This is a genomic window from Mucilaginibacter sp. KACC 22063, from assembly GCF_028736115.1.
Lineage (GTDB): Bacteria > Bacteroidota > Bacteroidia > Sphingobacteriales > Sphingobacteriaceae > Mucilaginibacter.
Genome location: NZ_CP117877.1, coordinates 2,284,903 through 2,308,702 on the forward strand (window position 1 = coordinate 2,284,903; position 23,800 = coordinate 2,308,702).

At 42.5% G+C, this 23,800-nt stretch carries 13 protein-coding genes; 7 read left to right on the forward strand and 6 right to left on the reverse strand.

Going from position 1 to position 23,800, the window contains the following annotated elements; translation table 11 throughout:
- Positions 1 to 90: 90 nt before the first annotated feature.
- The 3 genes from PQ461_RS09830 to PQ461_RS09840 form a co-directional block, all read right to left on the reverse strand.
- Positions 91 to 1,878, reverse strand: coding sequence for a RagB/SusD family nutrient uptake outer membrane protein (locus PQ461_RS09830; RefSeq protein WP_274303795.1), 1,788 nt, complete (start codon positions 1,876 to 1,878; stop codon positions 91 to 93).
- A 19-nt stretch (positions 1,879 to 1,897) separates the two neighbouring features.
- Positions 1,898 to 5,362 carry a TonB-dependent receptor gene (locus tag PQ461_RS09835; RefSeq protein WP_274303796.1) on the reverse strand — a complete coding sequence of 1,155 codons (3,465 nt, stop codon included), beginning with the start codon at positions 5,360 to 5,362 and terminating at the stop codon, positions 1,898 to 1,900.
- 208 nt (positions 5,363 to 5,570) lie between these two features.
- A complete protein-coding gene (locus tag PQ461_RS09840; RefSeq protein ID WP_274303799.1) occupies positions 5,571 to 6,614 on the reverse strand; it encodes a FecR family protein in 1,044 nt (347 codons plus the stop codon).
- Positions 6,615 to 6,786: 172 nt separating this feature from the next.
- Here PQ461_RS09840 and PQ461_RS09845 point away from each other — a divergent pair, with 172 nt between their 5' ends.
- A complete protein-coding gene (locus PQ461_RS09845; RefSeq protein ID WP_274303802.1) occupies positions 6,787 to 7,347 on the forward strand; it encodes an RNA polymerase sigma-70 factor in 561 nt (186 codons plus the stop codon).
- Positions 7,348 to 7,428: 81 nt separating this feature from the next.
- Here PQ461_RS09845 and PQ461_RS09850 read toward each other — a convergent pair whose 3' ends face one another.
- Together PQ461_RS09850 and PQ461_RS09855 are read right to left on the reverse strand one after the other, a co-directional pair.
- Complete coding sequence (locus tag PQ461_RS09850; RefSeq protein ID WP_274303803.1) at positions 7,429 to 8,868, reverse strand: RagB/SusD family nutrient uptake outer membrane protein; 1,440 nt, start codon at positions 8,866 to 8,868, stop codon at positions 7,429 to 7,431.
- Positions 8,869 to 8,879: 11 nt separating this feature from the next.
- Positions 8,880 to 11,936, reverse strand: coding sequence for a SusC/RagA family TonB-linked outer membrane protein (locus PQ461_RS09855; RefSeq protein ID WP_274303805.1), 3,057 nt, complete (start codon positions 11,934 to 11,936; stop codon positions 8,880 to 8,882).
- 500 nt (positions 11,937 to 12,436) lie between these two features.
- On the opposite strand from PQ461_RS09855, the gene PQ461_RS09860 reads away from it, so the two are divergent.
- The 6 genes from PQ461_RS09860 to PQ461_RS09885 all read left to right on the forward strand — a co-directional run bounded on the left by PQ461_RS09860 (position 12,437) and on the right by PQ461_RS09885 (position 22,680).
- Complete coding sequence (locus PQ461_RS09860; RefSeq protein WP_274303807.1) at positions 12,437 to 12,778, forward strand: hypothetical protein; 342 nt, start codon at positions 12,437 to 12,439, stop codon at positions 12,776 to 12,778.
- A gap of 192 nt (positions 12,779 to 12,970) precedes the next feature.
- Positions 12,971 to 14,452, forward strand: a complete 1,482-nt coding sequence (locus PQ461_RS09865; RefSeq protein WP_274303810.1) for a TolC family protein — start codon at positions 12,971 to 12,973, stop codon at positions 14,450 to 14,452.
- Positions 14,453 to 14,469: 17 nt separating this feature from the next.
- Entirely contained in the window at positions 14,470 to 15,654 is a 1,185-nt protein-coding gene (locus PQ461_RS09870; RefSeq protein WP_274303813.1) for an efflux RND transporter periplasmic adaptor subunit, read from the forward strand.
- 44 nt (positions 15,655 to 15,698) lie between these two features.
- Positions 15,699 to 18,959 (forward strand): efflux RND transporter permease subunit, encoded by a 3,261-nt coding sequence (locus tag PQ461_RS09875; RefSeq protein WP_274303816.1) that lies wholly within the window; start codon positions 15,699 to 15,701, stop codon positions 18,957 to 18,959.
- On the forward strand, positions 18,956 to 22,225 hold the full coding sequence (locus tag PQ461_RS09880; protein ID WP_274303818.1) for an efflux RND transporter permease subunit: 3,270 nt from the start codon (positions 18,956 to 18,958) through the stop codon (positions 22,223 to 22,225). Before PQ461_RS09875 ends, PQ461_RS09880 begins: the two co-directional genes overlap by 4 nt.
- A 5-nt stretch (positions 22,226 to 22,230) precedes the next feature.
- Positions 22,231 to 22,680: a MarR family winged helix-turn-helix transcriptional regulator gene (locus PQ461_RS09885; RefSeq protein WP_274303819.1), complete on the forward strand. Its 450-nt coding sequence runs from the start codon at positions 22,231 to 22,233 to the stop codon at positions 22,678 to 22,680.
- 123 nt (positions 22,681 to 22,803) lie between these two features.
- Here the strand turns inward: PQ461_RS09885 and PQ461_RS09890 are convergent, their stop codons facing one another.
- Entirely contained in the window at positions 22,804 to 23,790 is a 987-nt protein-coding gene (locus PQ461_RS09890) for a hypothetical protein (protein WP_274303820.1), read from the reverse strand.
- Positions 23,791 to 23,800 lie beyond the last annotated feature (10 nt).

Below are 23,800 nucleotides of genomic sequence, written 5' to 3' on the forward strand. Positions count from 1 at the left end.
CAAATTATAAAAACAAAAGCCGCTAATTCAGCGGCTTTTGTACCCAACGGGATTTATTCAACTAATCAGTAAAAGAAAGATCTTTATCGCTTAATTATAGCCGGGATTTTGTTTTAATACTGCTGCTCCGCTAACTGCACTTAAGTCAATTTGCCTTTGCGGGATAGGGTAGTAGTCGTTTTTGCCTTTTACGTAATGTCCACCTTTTACATCATTGGTAATGGTGCTTTGATATTGGAAGTAAGCATTAAGTTCCTGCTCGGCAGTTCCCCATCTTACAAGATCGAAAAAGCGGTGCCCTTCCATAGCCAGTTCCAGTTTACGCTCGTAATAAATGGCTTTTAATGCAAAATCTTTTCCGCCAGCTGCAAATGTGCCGGTAGGGTAAGGGCTGATCAGATAATTGGCTGCAGGTTCATCTGTAAATCCGGCAGTAGGTTTATTTTCATCTTTATAGGTATGTACCCATCCGTCCGGGTTGGCGGCACGGTTGCGTACCATGTTTACATACATTTCTGCCTGGCCAACATTACCTGTTTGTGCTTCAACCTCTGCAGCCATTAATAAAACGTCTGCAAAACGGATCACATCGTAATTATTGGCTGACCCCGGTGCCCAGGAGTGGTTATCGCCATAAGTGTTTTGTGTAGCTTGCCAGTAAACGTTCTTGATCGGCGAATATGGTCCGCCATAATCCTGGTCGCGGATCCAGTCGGCACCCGGGTGAATGCCCCAGTCAAGGTAAGGAATACCCCTGCGGCCAACTGTCCAGTCAAGGCGCGGGTCAATCGTGCCTTCATCCGGATCAAAATCATCACTTGATGCAACATTAATGTCGTTCTTTATTGCATAGGTGTTATAATTATCGAGATACGGAAGCCCGGTTGCTGGGTTGGTTCTGTAATGGTTAACCAGATCAACAGAAGGCTGATAAAAACCGCAGCAGCTAAAAGGGCTGCTATTGCCGTAAGGGAAGTTAAGCATATCCCCGTTGTTGGCGTTTGAAGGCCCGTTGGGGTCAACATTGGCAGCCATTTGAACGGCAAATACAGACTCTGAACTGTTTTTAGTTTCGGGCCTGAAGTTGTCGTCAAAGTTTTTGTTTAGCTGGTATTTTAATCCGCCCGATGTCACTCCCTGGCTGATAACTGCATCAAACAAAGGCTTTGCATCGGTATACTTATGCTCATACAAATAAGTTTTGGCAAGATATGCTGCTGCTGCCCACTTGTTTACCTGGCCAACACTGGATTGTGTTGTAGGTAAATTTTCATAGGCGTACATAAAATCCTGTTCTATCTTAGGCCATATATCTGTGTTATTAGGCTGATTGAAGTTTGTTGTTGTTTCGTCGATATAAGGCACCTTATTAAACATCTTCTTCAAATCGAAATAATAATGCGCCCTTAAGAAACGTGCCTGGCCAATGATGTTTTTCCTTTCAGCATCAGTGAAACTGCTCACCTTGGCTACGGCCTTTAAAATATTATTAGTACGTGATATACCTTCATAATCAGCTTTCCATTTACTGTTGAAAAAGCCATTGCTGGCATCACTGGTAAATTTCATAATAGGTTCAATCGGCGTTTGGTCTCCCGCTACGCTTCCTTTTGAGGCATCGCCGCCCGCAACACCACCATAAATCCAGTTATCCGGCGAGGCTTCCCATGCGCCGCCGCCGCCAATGGCAGCGTCGCCGCCCTGTTGCCCGTCGAGTGCAGCGTAGGCACCCACAAGTAAGCCGTTTACACCATCTTTGGTGTCTAATAATTGTGTTTCGAGCGATCCGGTAAGGTTTTTTTCCAGATATGATTTCTTACAGGCACTAAGTGACATTAAACCAACTACACTTAGCGAAATAAATATTTTTGTTTTCATTGTAAGCATTTATATAAGGTTATAATGAAAGATTAACACCCAACAGGTAAGTACGCGGCGTAGCATAAGTACCCTCATCGATACCAAAATTGGTTACACCGCCATTTAGCTCAGGGTCAATACCCGAGTATCCGGTAATGGTGAACAGGTTAGTGGCAGACACGTAAACCCTTAGCTTTTTAACCCCGATGCGATTCAGCGCCTTTGCAGCAAAGGTGTACCCCAGCTGTGCATTTCTTGCACGCAGGTACGAGCCATTTTCAACAAAGTAAGAGTTAGGAACCGAGCCGCTGCTGAAAGAAGCATCAAGCTCCTGAATCGGCGCTTTGGCGTTATGGTTTTGAGGTGTCCATGAATCATATAGCGCAGTGCTGCTTTTTGCCGTTTCAAACGACGAATAGAAATCGCGCCAGTATTTTACGTTGTTCCAAACCTTATTGCCAACTGTGGCATACAGCAAAATATTGAAATCGAAGTTTTTGTAAACTGCACCCAGGTTTAAACCTGTATTAAACTTAGGGCTTGGGTTGCCCAGGAAGGTACGGTCGGCATCTGTAATTTTACCGTCGCCATTGGTATCCTGATAACGGAAACGGCCAACTTTGGTATCTGTCTGGTAAACCGCATTAGGGTCGCCACTCGCTTTTTGTGCACCTGCGTTAGCTGCATCAATTTCCGACTGGCTATTCCAGAAACCAACAATCTTGTATCCATAAAACTCACCGATGGCGTGGCCAACCTGGTTGCGTACAAATGTATTGTCGAATCTTCTCGAGATATCAGAATCGAAGTAAGTAGCATTATCGCTCAGCTTTAGTATCTTATTGTTATAGCTGGTAAAAGTTAAGGTCGCATTGATCCTGAAATCCTTTTGAATTTTAAAGTTTCCGGTTACCGATGCATCAATACCGTCAGTCCTCATGCGTGCAATATTTACAGCCGGTGCAGCGCCATTACCATTGGTGCCAAGCAGTTCGGCCGCAAATAATAGGTCACGTATGTCTTTTCGGTAATAGTCAGCCGTTACCTGTAGCATATCGCCAAAGAAAGAGGCGTCGAAACCAAAGTTGCTATTGGCATCTTTTTCCCAGCGAGCGTTAGGATTGGCTATTCTTGACTGGTAAAATCCAGGAATAACCGAATTGGTGCCATTGAGGTTATAGTAAGACTGGCCTATATCAGAACTAAAAGCTGCAAAGCGGTTGGCCGGATCAACATTCAGCTGATTACCCATAATGCCGTAACCGCCCCTAAGTTTCAGGTCTGTTAACCATGCGGCCTTTTTCAGGAACGACTCTTGTGATATGCGCCAGCCTGCACTAAATGCCGGGAACCAGCCATATTGATACTTGGTTGAAAACCGGGATGAACCATCGCGCCTTATTGTGGCGTTAAACAGGTATTTATCATCAAATGTATAATCCAACCGTGCAAATTCAGAGAACAGTGAAGTAACATTGCGATTGCTATAGTTGGATGCCGTTGAAGCATCGCCGGTTGAAAGATCTACATAGTCGGGATCGAAGCTGTAGTAATTTTTACGGCTGCCCCCTAATACACTTGAGTGTTCTTCGTTAGCTTCGGTGCCCACAACTGCACGGATGTCATGTTTGGCTATTTTTTTATGCCATGCTAAGGTATTAGTCCAGGTAAAGTTATAGTTACTGTAGCTGTCCTCATTGTAACCATTGGTGATCGAATTTTCAGCGTTTTCATAAGTAGGGTAGGTGAAGTAGCTGGAAATGCCAGAAGCGGTTTCGCCACCAAAATTGGTACGGATGGTAAAGTCCTTCAAAAAGTCGGCTTCAGCAAATACGTTACCAAATAAGCGATAAAAATTAGAACGGTTAGTGCGCGAACGCTCCTGTATAGCCACCGGATTATTGGCATCCCCCAGTCCGGTGCCGTAGCTGCCGGCATAGTTGCCAAAGATATCGTGAACCGGGATGATTGGCTGCTCACGGATAGCCATAGTAATTACCGCATCCGGATTGTTAGTGGATACCTGCGGATTTTGTGTAATAGAATAAGCCAGGTTTTCGCCTATGCGGATGTTTTTGTTGAAGTTATAAGTGCTGTTTGAGCGTATAGTATACCTTTTTTCATAAGTATCAATCAGGGTACCCTGCTGGTTATAATAATTTAAAGAAAATAAATAGCTGCCCTGTTCACCGCCACCGCTTATAGCAAGATTGTGGCTGGTCATTGGCGCTGTTTTAAATATGGCATGGTACCAGTCGGTGCCTGTTTTGTTGGCTTTAACGATACGATAGAATGAATTGTAATCGTCTGCCGAGGTATAATAAGGATTGATATAGTAAAGAGATGGATCTACAGAAGCGTCACCTGCATGTGCACCCGCTGGGGCAATATAATCTGGTAGTACATAGGTAGGACCGTCGCCATACTGCGGATCATCAAAATTTGTGATACCCGAATTGGTTTGTGCTATCCTTTTAAGGTTAGCCATTTCCTGCGGGTTTAACGTATTCCAAACGTTGCCGCCTTTGGGTACCTGCCTTCCATAATAAGCATCGTATTGAATGGTTACTTTGCCTTTACCTTTTTTGGTTGTGATAATAATTACACCGTTAGAGGCACGTGAACCATAGATAGAAGCTGAACTGGCATCTTTCAGTATCTGAAAGGTTTCTACATCATTAGGGTTAATGGTACTTACATCCTGCGTAGGTATACCATCTACCACATATAGCGGCGAATTATTGCCAAAGGTGTTAAACCCCCTGATTCTAACCTGTGGCTCAGCCCCTGGCTGGCCCGATCCGATTACCGTAACGCCTGATGCCTGTCCCTGTAATTGTGTGTTTACTGAAGATGTTGGTGTTTTGTTAAGGTTGGCAACATCAACTACGGCAACGGCTCCGGTAAGGTCTCTTTTCTTCTGCGTTGCATAACCCACCACTACAACTTCATTCAAACCCTTTATCGCTTCGCTCATTTTTACGTCTATCACACTTCTGCCGCCAATGGCTATTTCCTGTGTAGCGTAACCAAGAAATGAAAATACAAGCGTTCCCTGGGCATCTGGTATGTTTAAGCTATATTTACCCTGTCCGTTTGTGGTGGTTGCTATATTAGTGCCTTTAAGCTTTACTGTAACGCCCGGTAACGGTGCGTTTGTAGCATCTGTAACCGTACCGGTGGTGGTTTGTGCTGTAACATTAATATTCACAGGCTTAATGACAATCATATTATCCACCAGTTGAAAATCAAGCGGCTGGTTTTGCAGCACGGCTTTCATTACTGATTCAATATCAACGTCTTTAAGGTCAACGTCAACTTTTTGGTTGGTTTTAACCTGATCAAGCCTGTAAAATATGGTATACTTTGAGTTTTGCTCAATCTTATTAAACATCTGCTTTACAGTTACTTCATGTTCGTTGAAGCTAAATGTTTTCTGAGAGTAAGCAGTTGCATGTATCTGCATTACTGCAACAAAGAGCAAAATTGTAGCAAGCTTCATGATTCTGAGCGTTTTTTGCCAGTAGGTAAGGGCAATACAATGCCTCCTATAGAAATTAATCATAGATTTGTGGTGTTATTAGTTAATACAGTGCTTCCCCAAGCGTCGGGTATTAGCTATTAATAAGATTTGTTGCCCGGTATGTTCCTGCATTCCGGGCTTTTTTCATGCAGTAGTAATTATTTTTCTTTCATAAGCCTCGTTTAACTTAGTGTTCAACCTTGGTTAATAAAATATTATTGTTTTGAATTTGATAGTTAATAGGGGTGTTTTGCCTGATAATGGCCAGCACTTTTTCAATGTTTGGTATACCTCTAAAAGATCCCGAGTAACGGATGTCCTTTAAGTCCTGGCTATTAAATGTGATATTAACGTTGTATCTTCTTTCCAATACCTTAGCCATTTCAGCGAATGAGATATCCTCAAAAACTAAATGATCATCTTTCCAGCCTTCATATATGTATGTCTGTGATGAATCGATCTGCATGATCTGCACATCATTAAGTTTATTATATGTGGCATCACTTATTTGATCGGGTTTGTTCTCGTTTTTTAACTGGCCGTTGATCTTAAGTAGCTGATGTTTCTTTACATATATCCTGTTACCTTCACCAGTTGTGCCGGCATTATCTTCAACAGCAATTTCTCCCTGTAAAACTACCGCTTCCAGGTTTTTATCTCCCGGATAGGCTTTTATATTAAAACGGGTACCAATATCTCTGATGATATAATTTTTAGCTTTAATGATGAATGGCAAGTTTTTAATACGGTGGCCAATATCAAAAAGCGCTTCGCCTTTTAGGTTAACATTTCTGTTGGTGATGCCAAAGCCGCTGTCGTATTCCATTACAGAACCCGCATTCAGCCATACCTGCGTGCCGTCTTTTAATATAAACTTTTTAATAACTCCTTTACCTGCAGCAATGGTGTTTCGCTGTGAAACAAGTTGTCTTGGATATAAAATGATAGCGGCAGAGGCGATAATGATTAATGACGCCGCAATGTAAAGCCATGTTTTAGAATAAGTCTTTTTGTTGAAAAGCCTGTTGTTCAATTTATCAAAAGCGGCATCTTCATCAACAATGTTCTCATTGGTATACAACATATTCTGCCATGCTTCATACATCTCAATAAAATACAATTCGTTTTCGGGGTGAAGGGCAAGCCACTCCTTAACTTCCTGTATCTCTTTATCTGAAGCCTGGTTGGTAATGTACCTTGTTAATAACAGATTAATGTCGTCTTTACTCATGTGTATATATTAAAGACAACTGAAAGCGGGGTTTCCCTCAAACTTTTTTAAATATTTGTTATAGCATTGAGGCCTTTATAAATTTATAATGAGATCTATGTTAATTATGCAATTATCAAGATTATAATTATCTTGTTTTCAAATTCATTTCCTTTAGAGAAATTCAGACTTGATGCCTGCCGAAAAAGATCTGTTTGTAAATAAACTTACTGCTTATGATAAAGCGGCATTTGAGTCTTTATTTAAAATTTACTACCGTAAACTGATTTTATTTGCCAACCGTTTTGTAAACGACCTGGACGTTTCAGAGGAAATTGTTTGTGATGTTTTTGCTGTTTTATGGGAAAAAGGACACGAAATAAATTTTACCGGAACACTAAGCAGTTATCTTTTTAAAGCGGTGCAAAATCGTTGCCTAAACCATTTAAAGCATAAGAAAATTGAGAATCTGTATGTAAGTTACCTGGAAAGGAATCATCTGCTTAATGAGATCATAGAAACTACAGAAAGCCGCTATTTTGAAAAAGAGATGAGCCGCCAGATTACAACTGCGCTTGATGCTTTGCCCGAAAAATGCCGAGAAATATTTGTGATGAGCCGTTTCGGAAATAAGAAGTATAAAGAAATTGCTGAAGAACTTAACCTTTCACCGAAAACGGTTGAGCGGCAGATCAGCATTGCCCTCGACAAAATGCGTAAGCTTTTGAAACACCTGAGCATTATTTTGTTTTAGCTTACATCGCACTAAAAAGCAAGATGGCCGGAAGATATTATCCTCCGGCCATCTTGGGTAACTTCTGAACTAATAAGATTTTTAATAACCCGGATTTTGAGTTAGGTTACTATTTGCATCAATTGCTGATTGCGGAATAGGAAGTATTCTGCGGAAATCAGTCAATGAAACTGTTGGATATGAAACATAACCGTACGCTTGTTTAGGGCGGTTGATCACCATGTTTAAACGGGTAAAATCAAAGAAACGTAATCCTTCAAACGCCAGTTCTTTTCTTCGCTCATTCAAAATATCGGTAATAAGCTGTGCACCGGTAGAGGTGTAACCGGCAAATGACGGATCACGAAGCTTAGCCAACTGGTTTAAATAAGTGAGCGCCTTTGCCTGGTCGTTTGTACGGGCAGCAGCTTCAGCCAGCGTCAGAATAACCTCGGCATAGCGGATGATTTTTGTTTCGTCTTTATCTGTATTTGAATAGTTCGGAAACTTATTGATAATCCATGCCTGCTGACCGCCTCTTGTACCGTTTACAATCAGGGTTCTCCTTAAGTCTGTGGCAGTATAAGCTTTATATAGATCGTCAGTTGCCTGAATATCGCCGTAGCCAGCCTGAGAAAAAATGGCATCTAAGCCGGTGTTACCTAAGTTGCTTGATGCATTTTGGTTTAATTCAAAAATTGTTTCCAGCTTGCCGGTTTGTGCAGCCGGGTTAGACCAATAACCTGAAAACGTAGTTGCATTTTGAGCAAGGCTATATCCTCCTTTATCAACAACAAGCTGTGCTGCGGTAAGGGCATTCGTATAGTCGCCTTTATATAAATAAGCCCTTGCCTCGATAGCTTTGGTAGCATACTTTGCAATATAATCAGAATTGGTTGCATGGAAAGATGTTCCCGCTTCAGGCATAAGTGTATAGGCACTATCCAGATCACTGATAATCTGATTGTATACAGCAGTAACAGTAGCTCTCGGCAGTTTAATGTCGAAACCGGTTGCGTATGACGGTTGGGTAATAACAGGAACAGCGCTGGCATTGGGGTTTACCGTATATGGTGCGCCAAACCAGTTAACCAATTCCAGGTAGATTAAACCCCTTGATGCATAAGCTTCGCCTATCAATTGATTATTGTCACTTGTAGCCGGAAGCTTCTTGCCTTCATAAATAATCCGGTTTGCCTGTAATATGGAATAATAGGCCCTTGAGTAGATGTTAGCTGGTTCGGCAGTTGTGGGTATGAACTGATAGTTATTTTCCAGTAAGTAACGTCCCGAGTTTGAAACGTTAACATAGGTATTATCAGCAAGAAGATCGCCCAATACTGGTATATCACGTCCGAAAAGCGTTGTGGCTTTCATTACGTTATACATACCATTAACAGCATCGGCCAGGTCATTAGTGGTTTTTATGGACTCTGTTACAGTTACAGATGTACTGGGTTCTTCGTCAAGGAAACTTTTTTTGCAAGCTGTCATTACAGTTGCCAAACCCAAAAGTATATAGGTGATTTTATTAAATTTCATTTTGTTCTTAATTAAAAGCCAACATTTAAACCGATTGTAATCGTTCTGATTTGTGGAATATCTTCGGTATTGAATCCGTTGATAGGCACTTCGGGATCAAACGGTAAGCGTTTATCATAAGTTTTTGTCCATAAGTTTGTACCCCGCGCATATAAGTACAATTTGCTGATCCCTGCATTTTTAATAAAAGCAAGATCCTTGAAATCATATCCTAATGAAACGTTCTTCAGGCGGATATAATCGCCGTAGTACAAGAAGCGTGATGAAAAACTTGATGAGCTTGATGAAGAACCACCACCATAAACATTTTTCGGAACATCGGTAACCTGTCCAGGTGTTGTCCATCGGTTTAGCCAGGTATACTGGTATTTATTGGCACCTGTAATATACGTACCATCATTAAGATAGTAAGACCAGCTGTCACTGATACGGTTACCAAAATTGCCGTAAAAATCAACTGTTAAATTGATGCCTTTATAGGTAAAGCTATTGCTGAAGCCACTGGTAATTTTAGGGTCTGCGTGGCCATAAGGTACACGTGCTGCGGCGCTGTAATTAGTAGTGGTTTTTGTACGGTCTGCATCAGCGTACCATAGCGCGTTACCATTAGCAGGATCTACACCAGCATAAATGCGGGTATAATAGGTGTAATAGGAATAATTGTTTGCTAACCAGAAACTGCCATTAGCCTGGTTGTTTTGAGCCAGCTTGGTCATGCGATTAGCATTATAAGCAGCGTTCAGGTTAACGTTCCATACAAAATCTTTAGTCTTAAAGGGTACGCCTTTAAGCGCAAATTCCCAACCTTTATTTTGCAAAGCACCGACGTTTTGGGCTTGGCCGCTTTGGGTACCACTGAAGCCGGTTTCCCAAGGTACGTTCACGATCTGGATAAGGCCGTCAACATCATTTTTGTAGTAATCAACGTTGAATACTAAACGGTCATTCAAAAAGCCGAAATCTATACCAATGTCCAACTTTTTGGAAGACTCCCAGGTTAAGTTACGGTTACCTACCGTATTATAAGCCTGTCCGTTAGCTAAATTGTAGTTAAAGCCATATCCTGCTGTTGGGCGCCACTGGTAGTTGCCCAGTACATTAGCGTTACCTGTGGTACCGTATGATGACCTGATTTTTGCTGTTGTGAGTATGTGTTGTTTCTGGAAAAAGCTTTCTCCGTCAATATTCCAGGCACCACCAACAGAGTAAAAGTTACCATACTGGTTATTGGTTCCAAACCTCGAACCACCGTCACGCCGGTATGATCCGCTTAATGAATATCGGTTTTGATAATTGATACCTACTCTTGAATAAATGGCATCAAAAGTATAATTAGACATGTTTTGAGAAGCAGTGGTTGGGGTTGCGGCGTTTGCAACAGCTGTTAAAGTGGGCTGGGTAAGCGGATAGCCTGTTGCGTAAGCAGTATTAAAATAGCTGGTTGATCTTTGAGCTTCGTAACCTACCGTTGCATCAGCATAAAAATCCTGTATTCCGGGTACATTATAACGATAGTCTAACTGATTGCGCACCAGCCAGTTAAAGTACCTTCCATACTGGCTGGTTCCGGAGCCGCTTAAGCTACGGGCATCACCCATCTGTGCATTTAAAAAACTGGTTTCTTCGTTGGTCTGGTAATCAATACTTGCGTAACCTGTATATTTTAACTGATCCCAGATGTTCCAATGAATGGTTTCTGCACCTAATAACCTTAAATTGTTAATTCCCCTTTGATCATGCTCGGCAATGTAAAGCGGGTTAGAGTTTGAAGAAGTTGGGAAATTACCATTTCCGGTTACAGAAGAGTTGATGCTTCCGTCAGCATTATAACCCAGTTGAAATGGTCTTAAAAAATAGGCAGATGCAAGTGGGCTGCTGTAATAAGCACTGCCTTGCAATGGCGCATTTTGCTTAATGCTGGATATATTTAAGTTAGTAGAAACAGAAAAACGGCTATTAATAGTATGATCTACATTAAGTGTACCTGATACCCTGTTCATATAAGATTTTAATACAGTAGCATCTTGCTTAAAATAGCCAACAGATGAGAATATTCTTGTTTTTTCGTTACCACCACTTAGTGAAACGTTGTATTGTTGCTGGCTTCCTCTTTTGGTCACTAAATCATACCAGTTATTGCCCTGGCTGTTTAGTGCATAAGTGTTATCTAAAGTAGCAATTTGCGCATCGGTATAACCAGCGTTTGAAAAAGCTTCATTAAACATGGAGCGGTATTGATCTGGTGTTAAGGGCTTTCCTGCGTCAGGCAGCGATAAGTTTGAACTTACACCGGTTTCTGCGTCAAAACGAACAACGGTTTTACCCGATTTTCCTCTTTTAGTGTTAATCACAATTACACCGTTTGATCCACGCGAACCATATATAGCGGTTGCTGCAGCATCCTTCAAAACAGTAATGTTTTCTATATCATTATTATTAATACCAGCTAAAGGGCTTAGTGTTGCACCGCCTCTTTGCGTAAGGTCGCTGCCACCATTGACGATCATACCGTCAATGACGTATAGCGGCTGTGCAGCAGCCAGACTACTGATGGAGTTTATACCACGAATACGTACCTGATTAAGCGCACCAGGCTGGCCGCTGTTGATCTGGACGTTAACGCCTGGTATCTGGCCTTGTAACGCTTGTTGGAAGGTAGAAAACGGCTTGTTCTCATTTGCAGCACCTGAAGCTACGCTCGCTGCACCAGTATATGATTTTTTAGATTGGGAGCCATACGCATCTTTAATTACAATTTCTGAAAGCATGCGCGTATCTGACTTCATTTTTACTGAGGGGAATGCACCTGAAGGTATAGTTACTTGCTGCGGTGCAAAACCAACCGAGGTAAAAACCAGGATTTTTCCGGTTGCTGCATTAATGGTAAAGGAACCATCACCCGATGTAAGTACGCCTTGTTTAGTTCCCTGTATCACAACAGATACTCCTGGGATTGGTAAGCCATCATCAGCGCTGATAACAATTCCGGAAATTTTACGGCTTTGGGCTATTGCATATTGAATAGCAAAGAGATTGAATGCAAAAAGGATAAGTAAAATCTTTTTCATTTGCCAATAGTTTAATTAAGTAAAATAAATCATGGCAAATTAGTAATAAAATCAGCTTTTTAATGAAAAATTCATCTTAATAACAGGTTTTTTCGGATTATTTCGATGTAGGATAATTTTATATCAAAAAATATATCACATTAACTAAAATTCACATGATTTATCTAAAATAAATTATATAGAACAATCATAATCTTTAAATATTCCTGAAATAAAATGGTAAAAAATGAAAAATGATTCCAAGTAATGATATATTCTGGTAATAAAGCATTAATGATGAAGGAAAACGCCAGTAGTGGAAATGTTATTAAGTAACAAGGATTACTTTTTTGCATTTTCCGTTTATAAGCACTTGCTTTTATGATCAATTATATAACAACGGTTTTGTATCTGAACAGTTACAAACAACAACCGTTAAACCGTTGTATATTTGTTTGTCAACATTAACAAACGCCCGAATTGTGAAAAGACAAAGAAATACAATACAACAATGTACAATTATGACAATTGTACTTGTGTATTTTTTTGTTGCGTTAACGCACATTGCTTACCTGCCTAACTTACATAAAGTACTGTTCTCAACTTCTGTTGGTAGCGAGTTTATCCATAAGAATCACAGCACTACAAACGGAAATTCTATACATCATGGCGGTCTCCGTTCTACATTCGAGAATAAGCGAAAAGTAATTGTTCCCAAATTAGAAGCTTGTGTGTTGTTTCTTTCACTTGTTTTTAGCTGTCTTTACCTGCTTAAACCTGTTGCAACGTCAACAAGGCGGTTAAGACCAGTTTATATCATTACTCCTCATGCGTACCTTACGTTACGCACACTCAGAATTTGATCTTCGTATTAGCTTAATTACATTGAATAGGGATGCTTTTTTGCGGCAGCCGTATTCGACTATGACTTTCCACGCCATTTTTTGGTACATGTAATTTATTTCAGGGTTTGATACCGGCTTATCACCGTCAATTTCTGATGGTAGGGTAAGTATGTATACACCCTCTATAATTCAAGCTTATATCCTTAACAAATGAAAAATAAGTTTTTCAAGTTAAGCGGTTTGCATGCGTTTCTTGTAACTGCTTTAACATGCTGCTTATGCTTAACTGCCACCGCGCAGAAAAAAAAGTCCAGCAGTTTTGTGCCTCCTAAAGACCCTATGCCGGATACTTCTAAATTAGGATTCCCTATTTTACCCGTTCCTGACTCGACTAAAAATCCCGGACCGTTCTTAACGCTGAGGCAGTGTATAGATTATGCACTTACCCATCAACCCGGGCTTAACAAAGCACTGATCAATACAGATATTGCTAAAACCAATAACTCGATCAATTTGTCGGCTTGGCTGCCACAGGTAAATACCAATGGTAATTTTATCCATTACCTGCAACAGTCAAGCGGCAATATATCCACTGGCATTGGCACCAATGCCGGATCAACCACCGGTAGCGGTAATGCCGGGAACACGGGTAATGTGCGTACGAGCTACGTCAATACGTTTATCCCCGAACTTGCAGTTTCACAGGCTATTGTAAGCCCTAATCTGATCTATGCTGCCAAAACAGCCCCACTACTGGTTAAACAAGCCAACCAGGTTACCGACAGTACAAAGATTTACGTTGTATCGGCAGTGAGCAAATCATTTTATAATGTATTGCTTACCCTTGAGCAAATTAACGTACTGAAAGAGGATACCGCACGCCTTGGCCGCACATTACGTGATACTTATCATCAGTATAAAGGCGGTATAGTTGATGAAACGGATTACCTGCAAGCCGGTATTTCTCTGAACAACTCTGTTGCGCAGCTTAAACAGGCTAACGAAAACATTATACCGCAATATGCCGCATTAAAACAATTAATGGGTTATGAATCCGAAAAGCAGTTTAATGTAAGTATTGATACAACTCAAATGATGAATGATATCCGTATCGATACTACCCGCAGGTTGGCCTATGAAAAACGCATTGAATATCAACAGCTACAAACGCAGAAGGACCTGCAAAGTAAGCTTACCGGTTATTACAAATACTCGTATCTGCCAACGTTATCCGGCTTTTTTAATTACAGCCTTCAATATGGCAACAATACGCTTTCAAACCTGCTATCCAGATCCAACCCAAGCTCGCTGGTAGGCCTGTCTGTCAGCATACCGATATTTACAGGTTTTGCCCGTTTGCACAACCTACATAAAGCCAAACTGCAGCAAGAACTGATTAACTGGAACGAGACTGACCTGAAGCTGCAAATCTATAAAGAGTACACTACGGCACTGGCAAATTATAAAAGTAACCTATACAGTTTCCGGGTACAGCAAAAGAATGTCGCTATGGCCCGGCGGGTATACTTTGTAGTAAACCTGCAATATAAGCAGGGTGTTGTGGCTTATCTAAATGTCATAACTGCCGAATCAAACCTAATTACCGCAGAAATCAATTACACTAACTCCTTATTCCAATTGCTATCGAGCAAGATAGATCTTGAGAAAGCGATGGGAGAAATCACCTATTAACGATTAAAACTATTACGATGAATAAGCAATCATTGATCCCCGTTTTTATAGCTGTTCTTATTTTAAGTGCATGCCACAAAAAAGAGAAGCCTGCTAACCAGGATATACCGGTTAATATTATAAAGGTAAACGCACGTAAAGTATTGTATTATGATAACTATCCCTCAACTACTGCCGCACTTAGCCAGGTTAATCTTTTGCCGCAAGTTCAGGGAGCCATTACCGGTATATATTTTAAAGAAGGCACCCATGTAAAGAAAGGGCAAAAACTTTTTGAAATTGATAAGCGCATCTATCAGGATAATTACGATGCCGCTATTGCCAACTATAAAGTATCACAAGGAACCCTTGCCCAAGCTAAACAAGATGCAGACCGCTATGATTATCTGAATAAGTACAATGCGGTTGCAAAGCAGTTGTATGACCATGCCGTAATTACGCTGCAAAATGCACAGGCGCAGGTAAAGGCTGCTGAACAAACTGTAAAATCAGCACGAACTAACTTAAATTATGCGACTGTTTATGCGCCTTTTGATGGCACCATAGGCTTCAGTCAGGTTAAACTGGGGGACGTTGTTAACACAGGCTCTACCATACTAACTACCATTTCTACAGATAATCCTATGGCTGTTGATTTTGTGATCAATGAAAAACAGCTTCCAAAATTTGAGCGCCTTGCGCAACAGAAGCATCAGCCGGTAGATTCGCTTTTTACCATTCTGCTGCCTGATAATACAGTTTATCCATATACCGGAAAAATGTCTGTGATAGACCGGGCTGTAAATGCACAAACAGGGTCGGTTACTATCAGGCTGGTTTTCCCTAACAGCAATGGTCTATTAAGGGTAGGCATGAGCTGTGTGGTACGCGTACATAACCAGGAAGCCGGTCCGCAGCTGTTGGTGCCGGGTAAAGCCGTAGTTGAGCAAATGGGCGAATACTTTGTGTACACCGCCAAAGATAGCCTGATGAATAATCCAAAGGCTGGCGCCGACTCAGCTAAATACAAGATCAAAAAACTGGTTGCCGAGCAGAAAAAAGTTCAGGTAGGCGAAACCATCGGCCCTAACACCATCATCACAAGTGGTATTAGCGATGGTGAACGTTTGATCGTAGATGGCGTGCAACTACTTCATGACGGATCGCCGATTACTACGGCAAACAAGATGGCTCCTTCCGCAGGTGGTAGAGGTGGCCGATAGTAACGTCGTAGTCAGAACTTTTAATCTTTTACACAAAGACACTTATGATTGCAAATACCTTTATCAAACGGCCGGTAACAGCAATAGTCATATCTATTGTATTGGTGATTACCGGTACGGTAAGCATATTGGTTTTACCTATAGATCAATATCCTGATATCACACCGCCTATTGTGCAGGTGAATGGGCAGTTTACGGGAGCCGATGCCCAAACTGTTGAACAAACTGTTGCTACGCCTATAGAAGAGCAGGTAAACGGAACCCCTGGCATGGAATACATGCAAAGTAATAGTACAAATAACGGCCAGATGAGCCTGAACGTTACCTTTAAACCAGGAACGGATATAGACGTTGCTGCGCTGGATGTACAAAACAGGGTAAGTATTGCTACGCCGCTATTACCCGCTGTAGTAAGCCGACTTGGCCTTACCGTACGTGCGGTTAATCCGAGCATGCTGATGATGGTCGCCATATATGCTCCAAAGGGAAGCCACAACATCACTTTTTTAGATAACTACACCAATATATTTGTTCAGGATGCACTATTGCGTGTGCCCGGGGTTGGCAGTATTAACCGTTTTACGGATGATTTCAGCATGCGCATATGGATGGATCCTGATAAGATGGCATCCTACAGCCTTACTCCATCTGATGTGATTGCCGCCTTAAACGCACAAAATGTGCAGGTAGCCGCAGGTACAGCCGGCGTGCCGCCACAGGCATCCACACAAACATACGAGCTGGGTATTCTGGTAAACGGGCGTTTAAGCAAAGTATCGGAGTTTGAAAACGTAATTGTTAAAACTATCCCCGGTACAGGGCAACTGGTAAGGTTAAAAGATGTGGCCAGGGTTGAGTTGGGTAAATTTACATTTTCAAGCAACTCTTTTGTCGATGGTCGCAGGGCATCTTACCTGCAAATTTACCAGGCACCGGGTAGCAATGCACTTGAAACAGCAAATGGCATTTATGCCGCACTGGCAAAACTGAAGCAAAACTTTCCGCCCGATGTGCAGTACAGCGTTCCTTTTGAATCTGTTACGGTGGTTAAAGTCTCCATGGAAGATGTAGTAGGCACACTATTAAAAACACTGGCCCTGGTTGCTGTGGTGGTGTTTGTGTTTCTGCAAAACTGGCGTTCTACATTAATACCGGTGCTGGCTATTCCGGTATCTATATTCGGTACGTTCTGCTTTTTTATACCGCTGGGTTTTACCATCAATACATTAACCATGTTCGGCTTTGTGCTGGCTATTGGTATTGTGGTGGATGATGCCATTATTGTGGTAGAGGCCGTGCAGCACTATATCGATCATGACGGAATGTCGCCCAAAGAGGCTACATACACCGCCATGAAGGATATATCGGCACCGGTTATTGCCATTGCGCTGATACTGGCGGCGGTGTTTGTACCTGTCGGCTTTATCCCGGGCATTGTGGGTAGCTTATACCAGCAGTTTGCCATTACCATTGCCATCTCGGTTATCATCTCTGCTTTTATCGCCCTATCGCTTACACCTGCCTTATGTACCTTGTTGCTTAAACCTTCGCCATCAAAAAAAGAGGCTAAGGGGCTTGATAAGTTGTTCCTGCGATTTAATGAATGGTTTGACCGAATTACCGAACGCTATACCGAAGGCGTAAAAAAATGTATTAAAGCTTCGCGGTTAATCATCATCCTGCTGGTTTGTATTTGTGCGGGTACTTACTTTCTTTTCCAGCAGAAGCCATCTGGCTTTATCCCTTCAGAGGATGACGGAAACCTGTATGTGACCTTTCAGCTACCGGCAGCATCATCCACAGCCAGATCTGTTGAAGTAATGTCTAAACTGATGAAGGTAGTAGGCTCAACCCCGGGTGTGGCGCATTATGCGGCCTTGTCTGGTTTAAACGTGGTGACCAATGCCAGCAACTCCAATAACGGCACCATTTATTGCCAGCTGGAGCCCTGGGACAAACGTGGGAAAAGCAGCGAACAAGTACCCGGCATCATCAGTGTATTACAAAAGCGTATTGCTGACGCAGGCGTAAAGGATGCCAATGTGGAGGTCATACAACCATCTCCATTGCCAGGGATTGGTACTACGGTAGGCTTTAGTATGCAGATAGAGCAGCGCAGCACTACCGATAACCCGCAGGCTTTTCAGAAAGTGGTCGATAATTTTGTGGCACAGGCCAATAAAAATCCGGTCATTTCCAAAGCGTTTACATTCTATACATCGCACACGCCTAACTATAGCCTTAACGTTGACCGTGAAAAGTGCGAGAAACTTGGCGTAAATGTGTCTGATGTGTTTACTACCATACAGGCTTACATGGGTAGCCTCTACGTAAACGACTTTACCACTTACAACCGCACTTTCCACGTTGTAGTTCAGGCAGATACGGCCTATCGCAAGCTGGTATCTAACGTCGATAAATATTATGTACGCAACCAGGCGGGTACGATGGTGCCTTTGGGAACGCTGATTAGTTATAAACCGGTCGACGCGCCGCCGCTGATCTCGCACTTTAATATTTTCAGAACTGCGGAAGTTGATGGCTCAGCTGCTCCGGGTTACAGCAGCACAGATGCACTTAAAGCGATGCAACAGCTTGCCAAGCAGGTTTTACCTCAAGGTTATGAATACGAGTTTTCGGGACTAAGTTATGAAGAGGTTAAGGCCGGCTCCACAACGATCTATATCTTCATCTTCTCTATTACGTTCGTGTTCCTGTTCCTGGCGGCTTTATATGAAAGCTGGTCGGTTCCGTTCTCTGTATTACTTGCCGTTCCGGTTGGCGCCATGGGGGCTATCGTTGCCTTATTTTTAGTGCCAGATCTCACTAACAACGTTTATGCGCAGATCGGTTTAATTACACTGATAGGCCTTGCCGCAAAAAACGCCATCCTGATTGTGGAGTTTGCCAAGGTAAGGGTTGACCAGGGCGAAGACCTGCTCGAATCCACCCTGGAAGCTGTCCGGCTCCGCTTGCGCCCGATTATCATGACTTCGCTTGCTTTCATCTTAGGCGTATTGCCATTGGTACTGGCAACCGGAGCGGGTGCAGTAGCCCGCCGCACTATCGGTTATACCGTGTTAGGGGGCATGCTGGCTGCATCTACCTTAGCCATATTTATTGTGCCTGTGCTTTTTGTGGTCATCACCCGCCTTTCTTATGGTAAAGAAAAACTGGCGTATTTAAGGGCACATCAGGCTGATTTGAAAGAAAAAGCCAAAAAGGTAGAAGCGCAGAACATTGACCCGGAACTGGAGTATGAAATTGAAAAATCAAGGCAGTTACATCAAGACCATCAAGCATGATAGCGAATACATTCATCAAAAGACCGGTCACCGCAATTGTGATATCCCTGGTTTTGGTAATCTCGGGTATCATCAGCCTTTTTAACCTTGCCGTTGACCAATACCCTAATATATCACCGCCAAGTGTATCTGTAAATGGCTCATATACAGGTGCTGATGCCCAAACTGTTGAACAAACAGTGGCCACACCTATTGAAGAGCAGATTAACGGCACGCCCGGCATGGAATACATGACCAGTACCAATACCAACAGCGGGGGTATGGGTGTACGCGTCACTTTTAAAATAGGCACCAACGTGCATATTGCTGCCTTGAACGTACAAAATAGGGTAGGTATTGCCACGCCTTTACTACCATCGGCAGTGAGCAAGCTGGGGTTAACGGTGCGTGCAAGTAACCCCGATCAGTTGATGCTGGTCGCCATATACTCCCCAAAGCATACGCACAACATTACCTTTCTGGATAATTACACCAATACATTTATTGAGGATGCTATTCTGCGGGTGCCGGGTGTAGGCGATGTGAGTGCGCGTACCGATAACTTTAGTATGCGGATATGGATGAATCCTGATAAAATGGCATCCTATAGCTTAACACCTGCTGATGTAATTGCGGCCTTAAACTCTCAAAACGTTTACGTAGCAGCAGGATCAGTTGGTGCTCCGCCACAAGCTTCTACACAGGTTTTTGAGAAGGGCTTGTTGGTTCACGGCATGCTGAATAAAGCTAAAGACTATGAAAAGATTGTCGTTAAAACCATTCCCGGCACTGGGCAACTGATACATCTAAAGGATGTAGCCCGGGTTGAACTGGGTAAGTTTACGTTTTCAAGCAATGCCTTTGTGGATGGTAACCGTGCTTCAACCATACAAATTTACCAGGCACCTGGCAGTAATGCCTTACAAACAGCAGAGAACGTGTATGCTGCTCTTGCTAAACTCAAAAAGTCATTCCCTAAGGATGTTGATTATGTGGTGCCATTTGAGTCGGTTACCATCATCAAAGTTTCAATGAATGAGGTGGTTGGCACCTTATTAAAAGCATTGGGGCTGGTGGCTATTGTAGTATTCCTGTTTTTGCAGAACTGGCGTTCTACTATCATTCCTATTTTAGCTATCCCGGTTTCTATACTGGCAACATTCTGCTTCTTTATTCCGCTGGGCTTTACGATTAATACATTAACCATGTTTGGTTTTGTGCTGGCGATAGGTATTGTGGTGGACGATGCCATTATCGTAGTTGAAGCCGTTCAGCACTATATCGATGAGCACCAGATGTCTCCAAAAGAGGCTACTTACCATGCCATGAAAGAAATATCGGCTCCGGTTATCGCCATAGCACTTATCCTGGCATCGGTATTTGTTCCGGTTGGGTTTATACCGGGCATTGTAGGGCGTTTGTACCAGCAATTTGCTATTACTATTGCCATATCAGTTATTCTATCAGCATTTATTGCCTTATCGTTAACCCCTGCACTCTGTACATTATTATTAAAGCCCAGCAAGCCTGCCAGTGAACGTACAGGTTTGCTCGACAGGTTCTTCGATGGCTTTAACCGTGTATTTGAGAAAATTACTGCCCGTTACACAAACAGCGTCAGGAAGAGTATCAAAGCCACACGGTTTGTGGTTATCATGCTGGTTTGTATCTGTGCAGCTACGTGGTTCCTATTCAAAGTAAAGCCTTCAGGCTTTGTACCATCAGAAGATGGCGGGCGTTTGTACCTCACTTACCAGTTACCCGAAGCATCGGCCACCATACAATCTGTAAACGTGATGCAAAAGCTGATGAAAATTGTTGCCTCAACGCCTGGTATACTCCATTATACGGCAATATCGGGTTTCAATATTCTTAATGGCGGCGCTAATTCAAACAATGGTTCCATGTTTTGCATGCTTACCCCCTGGGATGACCGTACTACTCCCGATACACGGATTCAAGGCTTAATGAATGTATTACGCAAAAAAATAGCTAAGGCGGGTATTAAAAATGCAAACGTGGTGATCGTGCAGCCGCCACCTATACGCGGTATAGGCCAGGCTGCCGGTTTCAGTATGCAAATAGAGCAGGGAAACTCTACTGACGATATTTATACGTTTGAAAAGGTGGTTAAACGCTTTGTAGCAGCTGCTAAAAAGAACCCTGCAACGGCGGGTGCATATAGTTATTTTTCTGCACACACGCCCAGCTATCAACTTAATGTAGACCGCGACAAATGTGAAAAGCTTGGCATTAATATCTCAGACGTTTTCACCACTGTGCAGGCCTATATGGGCAGCTCTTTCGTAAATAACTTTACTTTATACAACCGCACCTACCATGTTGTGGTACAGGCTGATACCACTTACCGTGCATTGGTAAGTAACATCAATAAATATTATGTGCGTAATTCGGCAGGGCAAATGCTGCCTTTAAGCGCTGTGGTTAGCTACAAGCCAATTGTGGCTGCTCCGCTGATCACGCATTTTAATATTTTTCGTTCTGCAGAAGTGGATGGGTCCATACCGCCGGGTTACAGCAGCGGGCAGGCCATAGAAGCGCTTAAACAACTGGCCGTTAAAAATCTGCCGCGTGGGTATACTTATGAATTTTCCGGATTAAGTTATGAAGAGATCAAAGCAGGATCTACTACGGTGTACATTTTCATGTTCTCTATCATATTCGTGTTCCTGTTCTTAGCGGCATTATATGAAAGCTGGTCGGTGCCGTTTTCTGTAATGCTGGCTGTACCAATCAGTGCGTTTGGGGCAATAGTCGCACTCATGACTTCGCCCACTATTACCAACAATGTTTACGCACAGATCGGGCTGATCACCCTCATTGGTTTATCGGCCAAAAACGCTATCCTGATTGTAGAGTTTGCGAAATTACGGGTTGATAGGGGGGAAGATCTTGTCAGATCTACCCTGGAGGCGGTAAGGTTACGTTTGAGGCCCATCATCATGACTTCGCTGGCCTTTATACTGGGTGTGTTGCCTTTGGTATTGGCTACCGGTGCCGGAGCGGAATCGCGTAATACAATAGGTATTACCGTTTTAGGTGGCATGATCGCCTCTTCATGCCTGTCCATATTTGTTGTGCCGGTGCTTTTTGTACTATTTACCAGGTTATCGTACGGTAAAAAGAAACTGGAGTACCTGAAGTCCCATCACGAAGAGCTGATGGAAAAAGCCAAAAAGATGGAGATGCAAAATATTGACCCCGAACTGGAATACGATATTGCCGAAGCAAAAGCGGAACACGATGCCAGTAAACAAAAAAGTTAACACCTATGGAAAACATTGAACTGATTTCAAATAAATTAAGGCAGATTGTTCATCTCTATAACAGAAGTCTGTCTAAGGAGCTTTCGGCCCTGCCGGTAAATCATCACTTAGAGGTGTTGCTGGTGTTAACGCAGCAGAAAGAACCCATTATGCAAAACAAACTTGCTGCGATTTTACAGATTGATAAATCGAGAATGACTAACATCATTTTTGAGTTAGAAGAACAGAACCTTGTAGAAGTAAAGAGAAATCCTGAAGACAGGCGCCAGCATTATGTGACACTTTTACCTGATGCCTGGAAATATATTCCGGACATTGCGAAGAAAGTACAGCAGGTTAACGAACTTGTAAAAACAGGAATTAATGAAGAAAAGCTGGATACTTTTTTTGAAGTATCTGAACTGATCAGGCAAAATCTGGTCAGAATCGAAACAAAGAATTTAAAAAATCATTAAAAAGCTCTGTACAGATAAGCTGTCTATAGCGTGTATTACTTTTATAACTTAAAAACATCGTTCCTTTAATCCTTGATTAAAGGAACGATGTTCATAGTATGTATATACCATGGAATAAACTTACTATAATTTGAACCGGTAGCCTAGTTTTGCAGACATTACATCCGGCATATTACCATGGCTATATTTATCATACCTGATACCCATGTCAAGGCCATTTTTCAAGGTAAAGCCCACCGAAGGCGCATAAACGAAATTGATTCTGCCGTTAGTGCCAAATGCAACCCCTGCTTCTCCGCTTACATAGAAGTGGTCGCCGGCGTATAGCCTTAAGCCCGCTTTTACAGGAATGGTACCTTTTCTTTCACCTGTGAAATCGGCAACCGGCTCGCCAGATTGGAGAATAGTATAGCCAATGTATCCTTTAGAGTAATAAGTATATCCGGAGCTCACGAAGACCTCTAAATTGTTTGTTAAATTTCTGTTCAGGCTAACTTCACCACCTATTACAAAATCCTCAAAGGCACTGGTAGTTAAACCCGGTGTGAGTGCTACACCTAAATGCCAGCCCGAATTAAGGCTGCTTCTTTGATGTACAGCCAGTTTCCGGCCGTTAAGGCCATAAGCTAAACGTAAGGCAATGTCTTTAGTTGCCGGGCTTTTGGTATAATCTTCATATTTGAGGCTCAGATCCAATCCATTGTGGAGGGCAATACCAACAGAAGGCGACCATAAAAACGACGTTCCCCATTGTTCGAATGCTATACCTGCACCAGCCTCGCCACCTACATACACCTGCGGTGCTACGAAATATTTGAGGCCTGCCTTTACCGGTATCACATTATAAGGGCTGCCATATTGCGAATAACCTGCAAAATGATCTTTTTCAAAGAAATGCGTAAAGCCGGCAGTTAACGTTCCGGCAATGCGGTCACTGAAGTTTTTCTGCACACGGACATCAGCACCAAGTGTGTAACGGAACGCTTTACTGGTAGCCACACCCGGATTAAGGCCAAAGCCAACGCGCCAGCTACTTTGAGAAAAACCAGAAATTGAACTGCATAAAGCGCAGATAATGATCAGAAGTTTGAATAAGAACTTAGTTTGCATATAAATATTT

Excerpts from the sequence above, each read along its gene's own strand:
- PQ461_RS09830 (WP_274303795.1), bottom strand. The coding sequence starts at position 1,878 with ATGAAAACAAAAATATTTATTTCGCTAAGTGTAGTTGGTTTAATGTCA.
- PQ461_RS09835 (WP_274303796.1), bottom strand. The coding sequence starts at position 5,362 with ATGAAGCTTGCTACAATTTTGCTCTTTGTTGCAGTAATGCAGATACAT.
- PQ461_RS09840 (WP_274303799.1), bottom strand. The coding sequence starts at position 6,614 with ATGAGTAAAGACGACATTAATCTGTTATTAACAAGGTACATTACCAAC.
- PQ461_RS09845 (WP_274303802.1), top strand. The coding sequence starts at position 6,787 with ATGCCTGCCGAAAAAGATCTGTTTGTAAATAAACTTACTGCTTATGAT.
- PQ461_RS09850 (WP_274303803.1), bottom strand. The coding sequence starts at position 8,868 with ATGAAATTTAATAAAATCACCTATATACTTTTGGGTTTGGCAACTGTA.
- PQ461_RS09855 (WP_274303805.1), bottom strand. The coding sequence starts at position 11,936 with ATGAAAAAGATTTTACTTATCCTTTTTGCATTCAATCTCTTTGCTATT.
- PQ461_RS09860 (WP_274303807.1), top strand. The coding sequence starts at position 12,437 with ATGACAATTGTACTTGTGTATTTTTTTGTTGCGTTAACGCACATTGCT.
- PQ461_RS09865 (WP_274303810.1), top strand. The coding sequence starts at position 12,971 with ATGAAAAATAAGTTTTTCAAGTTAAGCGGTTTGCATGCGTTTCTTGTA.
- PQ461_RS09870 (WP_274303813.1), top strand. The coding sequence starts at position 14,470 with ATGAATAAGCAATCATTGATCCCCGTTTTTATAGCTGTTCTTATTTTA.
- PQ461_RS09875 (WP_274303816.1), top strand. The coding sequence starts at position 15,699 with ATGATTGCAAATACCTTTATCAAACGGCCGGTAACAGCAATAGTCATA.
- PQ461_RS09880 (WP_274303818.1), top strand. The coding sequence starts at position 18,956 with ATGATAGCGAATACATTCATCAAAAGACCGGTCACCGCAATTGTGATA.
- PQ461_RS09885 (WP_274303819.1), top strand. The coding sequence starts at position 22,231 with ATGGAAAACATTGAACTGATTTCAAATAAATTAAGGCAGATTGTTCAT.
- PQ461_RS09890 (WP_274303820.1), bottom strand. The coding sequence starts at position 23,790 with ATGCAAACTAAGTTCTTATTCAAACTTCTGATCATTATCTGCGCTTTA.